The following is a 12,256-nucleotide window of genomic DNA, read 5'->3' as shown; positions in this document are numbered from 1 at the left end:
TTAATCTAGTTGATGAATTGAGACCGGCGATGTTCTCATTGCGTCTCGTAATTCTCTCTCAATGACATACATTCTGTCCTGACCCCACACCATCGTGTTTTTGTAGCGAAAAATCGGTACACCCCAATTACCAAAGGCGTACATTTCTTGTTGATTTGATACCACTTCCTCTTTCCAGTGACTGTCGCTTAGGTGACATTTTGCTTCGGTCCAATTTAATCCCGCTTGTTCAACAATACGTTTCATTCCCTCATTGGTGTCTGCCCTAATGCCTTTGGCATTTACGCCTTGTGCGAATGCCAAAAGGTATTCAAGGTAGCGTCCTCGTTCGCGAGCAAAACGTAAAAGGGAGTAACAACGCTCAACGCCAGGGCCTAAGGGATCTGCGACAAAACCGTATTCAATGCCCAATTTTCGAGCTTCTCGTGTGGTATCTAAGAATATGTAAAGGGCTTTCTTTTTAGGGACATCTAGTCCCCTCATCATCATAGGTAGGACAGGCTTTACGTTAAGTGGTACACCATACGCGTTGGCAAGGTATATGGCCTTGTAAAGTGCGATATAGGAATAAGGACTGCGTGCTGACCAAAACAGTTCAATAGGGGGGACGTTTTCCACTTTTACAGAGGGTAGTGCGGCGTTATGTATTATTGAGCTTTGAATATTCAAATAACTGCGGTCGAAAACAACGTGGATAGTAGGTAGTTTTCCTAGATTCTCGTGTAACAAACGCTCTTCCAAATGGCAAAGGCGATCTACGCCCCAATACCACTCTCCCTCAAAATAGAGGGTCGCAGGTAGGTAGTGCCCTTGCTGTGATAGGGAATTACTATTTTCTTTGAGCTTTATTTTGAGGGCATCAGCGTTCTTTGATTGTTTCATTTGACGATATGGCTCGTTAGCATTGCGTGATTGCCAGTAATCTTCAAATATACGGAGTAAAGCTTGCCAACTGTCTCCTTGGTCAATTCTATCTTGTAAATGTATTGCGTAGGCGTCGTAATGTGCTACATCAATCGCCGATTGTGACTTGTTGGGGTGTGGTAAAAATTTGAAGTGATAAAGAGAAGCCACATAATTTGCGTCAACTAACGCGTGTTTTGCCCATAATTCTGGTTCGGGAAACATGTCTTCTTGCAATGAATAAATGACGTTAGCACTAAACTCGACATTAAAGCGCTTTTCTATACTGGGGAGCGCCTGCACTAAAAGGTATGAATAGGGATCATCCACTTTCAGATAAACATTAATGCATGCCTTACGATTTGTAAGACGGCGTAGTAAGCGGTGAAATTTGCGCCGTCCATCTCGCAATACGTCACTTGATATCGCTCTTAGTAAGTAGGGTTGAATGACCTTTTTCACAATAAACTAGGCACAATACGCCCCTTGGTTATTTGACAGCAGACTCTATTAAACTACCGTATCACACTCTATTTTCAGTTCTTAACAAAATATTAACTTCGTCACGTTTTAATATCGTCAACATTTGCTTAAGCGAGAATTCACCTTCTTTGTTTCTTTGACGCATACTCTTACGATAGACTACAAAGTCTTATGCTAGGGCCTCTTAATATGGTGTAACTGTGAGCCGACAAGAACAGAAATTAAAAACCCGCCAAAATATCATCCACGCCGCGTTCTCTTTGCTTGATGAAAACCGAAGTCTTTCGGCAATTAGCTTAAGAGAAGTTGCTCGTGAAGCAGGTATTGCTCCTACGTCTTTCTATCGACACTTCAAAGATATGGATGAATTGGGGCTTACATTGGTCGACGAAGCTGGTTTAGCACTTCGACAATTGATGCGGCAGGCCAGGCGACGCATTGCATCTGGCGGCGGTGTTATTCATACCTCAGTAGAAACTTTCATGGAGTTTATCGCAGCGAATAAAAATGTATTTCGTTTATTATTGCGTGAGCACACAGGAACGTCTTCGGCGTATCGTTTAGCAGTTTTTCGAGAAATACAGCATTTTATTGATGAGCTCACCGACTATATTATTGAGCAACAAAGTGTGGAATATGCATGTGCGCAATTGCAAGCTGATGCGATGGTGAGACTTGTTTTCAGTGCGGGGGCTGAAGCACTGGAAGCTGACGATAAATTGCGTGGTGAAATTGGTGAAAAAGTTAAAGCTCAACTGAGGTTTGTGCAGGTGGGCGCAACGACAACTGTAGGTAAGAAATAACGAGAGGGTGTTGATCTTTACCGTAAAACTAAAGCGCAAAAACTAACATTCTCTAATGTAAAAGAGGCCGCTTTTGGCCTCTTTAGTATACTTTTTTTGTATAGAAGCCGTGCTCTATTTTCGTGACAATAGCACACCAGCTTCGACGTGATGTGTAAACGGGAATTGGTCGAATAACGCCGCTGCACTTATTTCGTGAGTTTTGCAAAGTGATTCAAGATTCTGTGCAAGCGTCTCGGGATTACATGAGATATATACAATGTTGTCGTAATCCTGAATCATTTTTAGTGATTCTACATCAAGGCCTGCGCGCGGAGGGTCGACAAGAACCGTTGTAAAGTTGTAATCCTTCAGTTCAATTCCTTCTAACCGACTAAACGTACGTTCGCCTTTCATGGCTTGTGTAAATTCTTCCGCGGCTAATCTAACAATTTTTACGTTATTCAGTTTGTTTTGTTCTATGTTGAACTGTGCAGCTTGAACTGACGGCTTCGCTATTTCAGTTCCAACCACATTGTCGAAATGAAGCGCCAAAGGAAGTGAGAAGTTTCCTGCGCCACAATACATTTCGAGTAGATCACCGGTAAGGGGGGTAACACAGTCAAGAGCCCATTCAATCATGCTGCAATTTACCGAAGCATTTGGTTGGGTAAAGCTATTTTCAATATGTTTGAAAATGAATGTTCTGTCTTTAATTGGTAATCGCTCAATAACGAAGTCATCACCTATAACGCGTTTCTGCTTACGAGCTCGGCCAATGATGTTTACTTTTTTAAACTCAGTTTCAAGTGATTGCTTTAATGCTCTTGCCTGTTGTTCCCATTCGTCGTCGAGTTGACGGTGATATAAGAGGCTTATTACCAATTCTCCTGAAAGCGCAGAAAGGTAATCTATCTGAAAAAGCTTTTTCCTTAAGACTTCTGACGGTCTTACGTGTTCCAGCAACGCGGTCATTGCGCGATTAATGGTCTCGCATGCTGGTGGAAAAGCGTCGACACGGTATTTTTCCTTTGTCTCTTGGTTGAACATGATGTGATATAGGTCGTCACCTTCATGCCAAACCCTAAACTCAGCACGCATACGGTAATGCGTAGGCTGGGAACTAAAAACCTCTAACTTCGGTGCATTAAATGGAGAAAGTAAGTCACCTAGGCGGGTAACTTTTTCGTCAAGCTGAGCTTGATAGTTTTTCAGATCTGGTGCGGTCATATTACTCTCTCCATCACGATTTCGTGGTTAACACCGTTGTTTTGTTTTGCAAGGTCGCGAATTGTAGTCCCTCACAAAATATGTGCAATGCTAAATGGCTTTATAAGCACTTTTATACAAGCAGGGATAAAAAAGGTGTATTAAAATTAAACAATCCTGATTCAGTGCCGATAATAAGAAAGAGGATAGTGAGGATCAAATTATGAACGTGGGTCAAATTAAAGCCTTTATGGGAGACCAAAAGGCTGAGCAAAAGGCATCAGTTCACCCGAATGAGGCGCTGAAAAAGCAATTGCAACAAGATGGGTTGCAACAAGCTGCCGAGTTTTCAAAGCAACAAGCGGCGTCGGTGTCGGTATCAAGCAGTCAGACCAGTATCGGACTACGTGTTGTCAGCAGCAGTCTTAACCAAACACTTGAGGTTGACGGCCAAAAACCACAGGAATCGAAAGACAAAGCGATTGAAGAAAAGTCGACCAGTTTGTTCGATTTTGAAAAGGTGGCGAGGAACGTTCTTAAGTTTGTGGGGGGAGTGATTCGAGGTGCGGCGAATGGTGGGGCTAGTGATGAAAAGCTCACCGGATTATTTAGCCAAGCGAGAGAAGGTGTGAGTCGTGGCTTTGCTATGGCAGAAAAAGATCTTGCGGGGTTTATGAATGACGAAATTCAGCAAGGAATGACAAAAAGCCGTGACTTGATTGATACGGGCATTGACGACCTAGAAACAGACATTTTTGGTCGCAATGAAGCTACTGCGGTGTCATTAACGTCTTTAGAAGCAGTATCAGCGTCAGATGAAAAGTCAGGAAGCCTTTTAATCCGAACCAAAGATGGCGATGAGGTGACATTTAGCTTTGAAAGTCTTCGGTCATTTCAGGCTTCGCAGCAATTGTCATTCACTGCACAAAATTCTGGTACGCAAAACGCGTCAGATGACAACGGCGCTGAAACAAGTAGTGATTCGCAATCGTTTACAGCTGAGCAAACCACTTCTTACCAATATTACGAAAGAAGCGGTATTAGTTTTTCGCTCAAAGGTGAGTTAGATGAAGATGAGCTTCAATCAGTTGCGGATCTCGTTGGGCAAGTTCAGGATCTTGCAGATACGTTTTATAGTGGAGACATAGACAAAGCGTTTGAAGAAGCACTCAGTTTGGGCTTTGATGATAAGGAACTGGTTGGTTACGCGCTTCAACTGAACAGGACAACACAAACAGAAGTCCTAAAGACGTATGAAAATATTCAGCATTATAATGATGAGAAAAGTGACAAATCGCAATTTGGAAATGTTGTGAGTCCAATCTCGCAATACCTAGATAAAATGATGAGCACATTTTCCAATGTAGAAAGTACGTTATCTAGCAATGAAGATTACAATACCTTAATTGCGGGACTAATTAGTAAAATGGAAGACGTTCAGGTGCCTGACTTGGTATCGGCAATAAATAGATTTCATACCTTTAACCAAACTTTGTTGCAAGGACTTCCGCAAAGCACAGAGACAACTGCTAATTCATAATTAGGAAGAGTTTGTAAATATAAAAAAGCCCGGAACGAGTCCGGGCTTTTGTTTATATCAACATGAACATACCTTAAGCGTGTTCGACCTTATCTTTCGCTGGGCGTACTTTTAGCGTACGTTCTTGAAAGATGGAATCGTTAGTTTTATCAATGACGCTATTTAGATCGTCAGTGATCACTTCAATAAAACCATAACCTTTACGCTTACCTGTTTTGCGATCCTTCATTAGGCGGACAGACTGTACTTCTATATAACTGCTAAAGTATTCCTTAACTGCACTCTCGTTTGCACGGTAAGGTAAATTACCTACGTAGAGTGTTTCAATGGAACCTTCTTGAGTGTTATCTCTGGCATCTGAGGAAGATGTGCTTTGAATAAGAGATGCTAGCCATGGTGTGACGATACCGCTAATGAGCAAAGCGGCGGACACGGTCAATGGAACGTGTACATTTAAACTAGCTGAAGAAAATAACAAATAACCTGCAATTGCAAAAATAGCGCTAATAACAGCGCATTGAATAAAGCCTACTTTCATATACCTACCTTTCTATTGTTTATTATGGGTTGGAGGCTGGTCATAGTTTACTCATTTGTAACAAATTGAACAATAAATTGTGAAAAAACTAGTCTAAAGGTGCATTTGATCATATGAAATGATGGAGAAATGAGCGGTTAACACTAAAATTGGGTTAAAATGCAAAAAAAGACAAATTAGCTGTTGATCTTTTCCAGTAGGTATCTATAATGCGCTCCACGTTCTGAGGGGGCTTCAAGTAAAATGAAGTGTTCAAAGAGCTAAGTGCGAAACCAAGTTTTCAAGCAAATAAAAAGTTTAAAAACAAGGTTGACATCAAAAATAAACGATGTAAAATGCGCACCTCACTCGAACAGGGTGAGTCACTAAGAAGCAAAGCTTCTAGTGAATTGCGACGAAGTCGCAACGTTCTTTAAAAATTTAGACAAGACAATCTGTGTGGGCACTCGTTAAGAGTGTCACAACGACGATTCATATTTCGATATATTTAATTGAAGAGTTTGATCATGGCTCAGATTGAACGCTGGCGGCAGGCCTAACACATGCAAGTCGAACGGTAACATTTCTAGCTTGCTAGAAGATGACGAGTGGCGGACGGGTGAGTAATGCTTGGGAACTTGCCTTTGCGAGGGGGATAACAGTTGGAAACGACTGCTAATACCGCATAACGTCTTCGGACCAAACGGGGCTTCGGCTCCGGCGCAAAGAGAGGCCCAAGTGAGATTAGCTAGTTGGTGAGGTAAAGGCTCACCAAGGCGACGATCTCTAGCTGTTCTGAGAGGAAGATCAGCCACACTGGGACTGAGACACGGCCCAGACTCCTACGGGAGGCAGCAGTGGGGAATATTGCACAATGGGGGAAACCCTGATGCAGCCATGCCGCGTGTGTGAAGAAGGCCTTCGGGTTGTAAAGCACTTTCAGTTGTGAGGAAAAGTTGGTAGTTAATACCTGCCAGCCGTGACGTTAACAACAGAAGAAGCACCGGCTAACTCCGTGCCAGCAGCCGCGGTAATACGGAGGGTGCGAGCGTTAATCGGAATTACTGGGCGTAAAGCGCACGCAGGCGGTTTGTTAAGCTAGATGTGAAAGCCCCGGGCTCAACCTGGGATGGTCATTTAGAACTGGCAGACTAGAGTCTTGGAGAGGGGAGTGGAATTCCAGGTGTAGCGGTGAAATGCGTAGATATCTGGAGGAACATCAGTGGCGAAGGCGACTCCCTGGCCAAAGACTGACGCTCATGTGCGAAAGTGTGGGTAGCGAACAGGATTAGATACCCTGGTAGTCCACACCGTAAACGCTGTCTACTAGCTGTGTGTGATTTTAAATCGTGCGTAGCGAAGCTAACGCGCTAAGTAGACCGCCTGGGGAGTACGGCCGCAAGGTTAAAACTCAAATGAATTGACGGGGGCCCGCACAAGCGGTGGAGCATGTGGTTTAATTCGATGCAACGCGAAGAACCTTACCTACACTTGACATGCTGAGAAGTTACTAGAGATAGTTTCGTGCCTTCGGGAACTCAGACACAGGTGCTGCATGGCTGTCGTCAGCTCGTGTCGTGAGATGTTGGGTTAAGTCCCGCAACGAGCGCAACCCTTGTCCTTAGTTGCCAGCATTAAGTTGGGCACTCTAAGGAGACTGCCGGTGACAAACCGGAGGAAGGTGGGGACGACGTCAAGTCATCATGGCCCTTACGTGTAGGGCTACACACGTGCTACAATGGCATTTACAGAGGGAAGCGAGACAGTGATGTGGAGCGGACCCCTTAAAGAATGTCGTAGTCCGGATTGGAGTCTGCAACTCGACTCCATGAAGTCGGAATCGCTAGTAATCGCAGGTCAGAATACTGCGGTGAATACGTTCCCGGGCCTTGTACACACCGCCCGTCACACCATGGGAGTGGGATGCAAAAGAAGTAGTTAGTCTAACCTTCGGGAGGACGATTACCACTTTGTGTTTCATGACTGGGGTGAAGTCGTAACAAGGTAACCCTAGGGGAACCTGGGGTTGGATCACCTCCTTACCATTACGTCGATAGACGCCTTGATGCAGTGCCTACACAGATAGTCTTGTTTAAAATGAAGAACGACACAAGTTTATGGGGCTATAGCTCAGCTGGGAGAGCGCCTGATTTGCATTCAGGAGGTCAGCAGTTCGATCCTGCTTAGCTCCACCATCTACTTGAAAATCTGAGCTTGAAAGCGACAGGTTGTAGACTGAAGGCTTGTAGCTCAGCTGGTTAGAGCGCACCCCTGATAAGGGTGAGGTCGGCAGTTCAAGTCTGCCCAAGCCTACCATTTCTTACTTATACGGCGTTATCGTATCGCTCACGTGCTACTAGCACGCTACGCAATCCGATGCCTTGTCTAAGAAAGAAATAGATGGCAAAAAACGTGTCAAAACGGAATTTAAATCCTAATGAATATTTACTGTTTCAGTAAGCATTGATTAGGGTTTTTTACTCTAAAGTGCAAGGGTGTTGCTTCGCAACCTATACCTTGTGTTGCAATCGGCAAGTCCGATTGCAAGAAAAGTTCTTTAACAATTTGGAAAGCTGATATTAATAGTAATCAATCAAAATTGAGTAACTGAGAAATCGAAAGATGACTTTTTACTCTACTTGACTGAATTGCTTGTTATCAATCGATGATTTGATAGCAAGGCAATTCTTCCGATTAGCTTGTCATGCATACAACATTACCCAACCTGAATTCAAAAGGCGGGTTAAAAGCACAAATGAGGTTTTTTGGGGTTGTATGGTTAAGTGACGAAGCGTATACGGTGGATGCCTTGGCAGTTAGAGGCGATGAAGGACGTGTAAGTCTGCGAAAAGCTGTGGTGAGCCGACAAAATGCATTTGAGCCACAGATGTCCGAATGGGGAAACCCACCTATTTATAGGTATCGTTGCATGAATACATAGTGTAACGAGGCGAACGAGGGGAACTGAAACATCTAAGTACCCTTAGGAAAAGAAATCAACCGAGATTCCCCTAGTAGCGGCGAGCGAACGGGGAGCAGCCCTTAAGCTGTTTAGAATTTAGTGGAATCCTTTGGGAAGAGGAGCGATACAAGGTGATAGCCCTGTACACGACGGATTCTTTACAGTGAAATCGAGTAGGTCGGGACACGTGTTATCTTGACTGAATATGGGGGGACCATCCTCCAAGGCTAAATACTCCTAACTGACCGATAGTGAACCAGTACCGTGAGGGAAAGGCGAAAAGAACCCCTGTGAGGGGAGTGAAATAGAACCTGAAACCGTATACGTACAAGCAGTGGGAGCCCTTCGGGGTGACTGCGTACCTTTTGTATAATGGGTCAGCGACTTATATTTAGTAGCAAGGTTAAGTGAATAACGGAGCCGTAGCGAAAGCGAGTGTTAACTGCGCGTTTAGTTGCTAGGTATAGACCCGAAACCCGGTGATCTAGCCATGGGCAGGTTGAAGGTTGAGTAACATCAACTGGAGGACCGAACCCACTAACGTTGAAAAGTTAGGGGATGACCTGTGGCTGGGGGTGAAAGGCCAATCAAACCGGGAGATAGCTGGTTCTCCCCGAAATCTATTTAGGTAGAGCCTCGGACGAATTCCATTGGGGGTAGAGCACTGTTAAGGCTAGGGGGTCATCCCGACTTACCAACCCTTTGCAAACTCCGAATACCAATGAGAACTATCCGGGAGACACACGGCGGGTGCTAACGTCCGTCGTGGAGAGGGAAACAACCCAGACCGCCAGCTAAGGTCCCAAAATATTGCTAAGTGGGAAACGATGTGGGAAGGCATAGACAGCTAGGAGGTTGGCTTAGAAGCAGCCACCCTTTAAAGAAAGCGTAATAGCTCACTAGTCGAGTCGGCCTGCGCGGAAGATGTAACGGGGCTAAGCAATATACCGAAGCTGCGGCAGCATGTTTACATGCTGGGTAGGGGAGCGTTGTGTAAGTGGATGAAGGTGAGTTGTAAAGCTTGCTGGACATATCACAAGTGCGAATGCTGACATGAGTAACGATAATGGGAGTGAAAAACTCCCACGCCGGAAGACCAAGGTTTCCTGTCCCATGCTAATCAGGGCAGGGTAAGTCGGCCCCTAAGGCGAGGCAGAAATGCGTAGTCGATGGGAAACGGGTTAATATTCCCGTACTTATATAATCAGTGATGGAGGGACGGAGAAGGCTAGGCAAGCTTGGCGTTGGTTGTCCAAGTGAAAGCGAGTAGGCCGAGAACTTAGGTAAATCCGGGTTCTTAAAGCTGAGACGCGAGACGAACTACTACGGTAGTGAAGTTGTTGATGCCCTGCTTCCAGGAAAAGCTTCTAAACTTATGATTATGTGAACCGTACCCCAAACCGACACAGGTGGTCAGGTAGAGAATACTAAGGCGCTTGAGAGAACTCGGGTGAAGGAACTCGGCAAAATTGTACCGTAACTTCGGGAGAAGGTACGCCCCTGTTTGTGAACGCCTTGCGCGGTAAGCAGATGGGGGCCGCAGTGACCAGGTGGCTGGGACTGTTTATTAAAAACACAGCACTCTGCAAACTCGTAAGAGGACGTATAGGGTGTGACACCTGCCCGGTGCCGGAAGGTTAATTGATGGGGTTAGCGTATGCGAAGCTCTTGATCGAAGCCCCGGTAAACGGCGGCCGTAACTATAACGGTCCTAAGGTAGCGAAATTCCTTGTCGGGTAAGTTCCGACCTGCACGAATGGTGTAACCATGGCCACGCTGTCTCCACCCGAGACTCAGTGAAATTGAAATCGCAGTGAAGATGCTGTGTACCCGCACCTAGACGGAAAGACCCCGTGAACCTTTACTACAGCTTGGCACTGAACATTGAACCTACATGTGTAGGATAGGTGGGAGGCTTTGAAGCACAGTCGCTAGATTGTGTGGAGCCGTCCTTGAAATACCACCCTTGTATGTTTGATGTTCTAACATTGGTCCCTTATCGGGATTGTGGACAGTGTCTGGTGGGTAGTTTGACTGGGGCGGTCTCCTCCCAAATAGTAACGGAGGAGCACGAAGGTTAGCTAATCACGGTCGGACATCGTGAGGTTAGTGCAATGGCATAAGCTAGCTTAACTGCGAGACAGACACGTCGAGCAGGTACGAAAGTAGGTCATAGTGATCCGGTGGTTCTGTATGGAAGGGCCATCGCTCAACGGATAAAAGGTACTCCGGGGATAACAGGCTGATACCGCCCAAGAGTTCATATCGACGGCGGTGTTTGGCACCTCGATGTCGGCTCATCACATCCTGGGGCTGAAGTCGGTCCCAAGGGATGGCTGCTGTTCGCCATTTAAAGTGGTACGCGAGCTGGGTTTAGAACGTCGTGAGACAGTTCGGTCCCTATCTGGTGTGGGCGTTGGATGATTGATGGGAGCTGCTCCTAGTACGAGAGGACCGGAGTGGACGAACCGCTGGTGTTCGGGTTGTCATGCCAATGGCATTGCCCGGTAGCTATGTTCGGAACGGATAACCGCTGAAAGCATCTAAGCGGGAAGCCGGCCCAAAGATGAGTCATCCCTGAACTTTAAGTTCTGGAAGGGTTGTTATAGACGATGACGTTGATAGGCAGGGTGTGGAAGCGTTGTAAGGCGTTAAGCTAACCTGTACTAATTGCCCGAGAGGCTTAACCATACAACGCCCAAGAAGCTTTAGGCTTTTGAGTGTTGTAGACAAGCTAAAGTAAGTAGAGTGAAAAGACAGTTACTCACAGATTGAATTAATATCCAGTTTTCTAGATTGTTACCAGTTTTTCCTGGCAGCCATAGCGATACGGTACCACCTGACTCCATTCCGAACTCAGAAGTGAAACGTATTAGCGCCGATGGTAGTGTGGGGCTTCCCCATGTGAGAGTAGGACACTGCCAGGTCCTAATTCTAAAACAAAGAACCCAGCGTAAGCTGGGTTTTTTGTTTTAAGGACTAGCACTAACGTGCTACTCCCGCGGTCAGCCATCCCGAAGGGGGCTCCCATGGTCTCGCAGAGCTCGACCGTTCATCACTTGCCGCATGCCATTAGGCATTCGTCATGCACCTGCGGTGCAGCGTTCTTCACCCCCAAGTGAGCTAGGACACTGCCAGGTCCTAATTAAAGAAACCCGCCTTACGGCGGGTTTTTTGCTTTATGACGTTTAGTAGCGAAGTAAAAGCTATTCCGATTCAATTTCTTCAAAATAGGCACGATATTCCATTCGCGTGATTACTTGGTCATCGTTGTCATCCATTTCATCAAAGTCACCTTGAATTTCTGCAACTTCGATCTCTTTAGTCGTTAGTTTACCGTCGCTGTTGGTATCAATCTGCGTAAATCGATCATCGGCCATCGCTGACATTTCGGTACGAAGCTCTTTATTTTTTTCAGAGACCATCTCACCATCTGCTTTTTCCATTAACGCTACATCGCCGCGTTTAATCAACACCGCATCTGTGGTACTGGTAGTCTTAACTTTAGTAATAATTTCATCGCTGAACATAGACGGCTTTTCATCAACGAATATAGAAAACTCATTACGACTAACCATGTTGTCGCCATCTGTATCCATCATTGCTAACGTTTTGGCTTCAAGTGTGCCTTCAACCTCAGAAGCGACAATGAAACCATCGCTATTTGTGTCCATAGCATTAAAGCTAGTATCAATCTTTGTTTCATGATGGCCAGCAAACGCTGTAGATGAAATAGTTGCTGCCAATACTGCACTCATGATCGTACTAAGTTTTGTAGTCTTCATAATGTAAATCCTTCTATTTGAGAATAAATGTGAGCGATCAATTGCTCATTACTACACAATGAAAAACTATTCACT

General features: G+C 45.3%; 6 protein-coding genes, 2 tRNA genes and 3 rRNA genes. 7 read left to right on the top strand and 4 right to left on the bottom strand.

Annotation, left to right across the window (positions count from 1 at the left end; genetic code table 11):
- Positions 1-1,365 carry a DsbA family protein gene (locus tag OZ660_RS16250; protein WP_274741644.1) on the bottom strand — a complete coding sequence of 455 codons (1,365 nt, stop codon included), beginning with the start codon at positions 1,363-1,365 and terminating at the stop codon, positions 1-3.
- A gap of 221 nt (positions 1,366-1,586) precedes the next feature.
- Here OZ660_RS16250 and fabR point away from each other — a divergent pair, with 221 nt between their 5' ends.
- Positions 1,587-2,189: an HTH-type transcriptional repressor FabR gene (fabR, locus tag OZ660_RS16245; RefSeq protein ID WP_159627885.1), complete on the top strand. Its 603-nt coding sequence runs from the start codon at positions 1,587-1,589 to the stop codon at positions 2,187-2,189.
- A gap of 114 nt (positions 2,190-2,303) precedes the next feature.
- Here the strand turns inward: fabR and trmA are convergent, their stop codons facing one another.
- Positions 2,304-3,398 (bottom strand): tRNA (uridine(54)-C5)-methyltransferase TrmA, encoded by a 1,095-nt coding sequence (gene trmA / locus OZ660_RS16240; RefSeq protein ID WP_274741643.1) that lies wholly within the window; start codon positions 3,396-3,398, stop codon positions 2,304-2,306.
- A gap of 202 nt (positions 3,399-3,600) precedes the next feature.
- Between trmA and OZ660_RS16235 the strand changes: the two genes are divergently transcribed.
- Complete coding sequence (locus OZ660_RS16235) at positions 3,601-4,917, top strand: DUF5610 domain-containing protein (protein WP_274741642.1); 1,317 nt, start codon at positions 3,601-3,603, stop codon at positions 4,915-4,917.
- A 73-nt stretch (positions 4,918-4,990) separates the two neighbouring features.
- On the opposite strand, the gene OZ660_RS16230 is transcribed toward OZ660_RS16235, so the two are convergent.
- Complete coding sequence (locus tag OZ660_RS16230; protein ID WP_202262479.1) at positions 4,991-5,455, bottom strand: RNA recognition motif domain-containing protein; 465 nt, start codon at positions 5,453-5,455, stop codon at positions 4,991-4,993.
- Between the two features lie 488 nt (positions 5,456-5,943).
- Between OZ660_RS16230 and OZ660_RS16225 the strand changes: the two genes are divergently transcribed.
- The 5 genes from OZ660_RS16225 (at position 5,944) to rrf (ending at position 11,323) form a co-directional block, all read left to right on the top strand.
- Positions 5,944-7,476: ribosomal RNA gene (locus tag OZ660_RS16225) — 16S ribosomal RNA — on the top strand.
- Positions 7,477-7,553: 77 nt separating this feature from the next.
- Positions 7,554-7,629 (top strand) — tRNA-Ala (locus OZ660_RS16220).
- Positions 7,630-7,673: 44 nt separating this feature from the next.
- A tRNA-Ile gene (locus tag OZ660_RS16215) sits at positions 7,674-7,750 on the top strand.
- A 461-nt stretch (positions 7,751-8,211) separates the two neighbouring features.
- Positions 8,212-11,087 (top strand): 23S ribosomal RNA (locus OZ660_RS16210).
- A 120-nt stretch (positions 11,088-11,207) separates the two neighbouring features.
- A 5S ribosomal RNA gene (gene rrf / locus OZ660_RS16205) occupies positions 11,208-11,323 on the top strand.
- Together the 16S, 23S and 5S rRNA genes with 2 tRNA genes alongside form the textbook arrangement of a ribosomal RNA operon.
- Before the next feature lie 279 nt (positions 11,324-11,602).
- On the opposite strand, the gene OZ660_RS16200 is transcribed toward rrf, so the two are convergent.
- Positions 11,603-12,181, bottom strand: coding sequence for a hypothetical protein (locus OZ660_RS16200; RefSeq protein ID WP_274741641.1), 579 nt, complete (start codon positions 12,179-12,181; stop codon positions 11,603-11,605).
- Positions 12,182-12,256: the final 75 nt, after the last annotated feature.

Source organism: Alteromonas sp. 009811495, from assembly GCF_028865455.1.
Taxonomy (GTDB): Bacteria; Pseudomonadota; Gammaproteobacteria; order Enterobacterales; family Alteromonadaceae; genus Alteromonas.
The sequence above is the reverse complement of the archived record's forward strand: the minus strand, read 5'-3'. Positions and strand labels throughout refer to the sequence as shown.

Coding starts and splice junctions, on each gene's coding strand:
- OZ660_RS16230 (WP_202262479.1), bottom strand. CDS start 5,455: ATGAAAGTAGGCTTTATTCAATGCGCTGTTATTAGCGCTATTTTTGCA.
- trmA (WP_274741643.1), bottom strand. CDS start 3,398: ATGACCGCACCAGATCTGAAAAACTATCAAGCTCAGCTTGACGAAAAA.
- OZ660_RS16235 (WP_274741642.1), top strand. CDS start 3,601: ATGAACGTGGGTCAAATTAAAGCCTTTATGGGAGACCAAAAGGCTGAG.
- OZ660_RS16200 (WP_274741641.1), bottom strand. CDS start 12,181: ATGAAGACTACAAAACTTAGTACGATCATGAGTGCAGTATTGGCAGCA.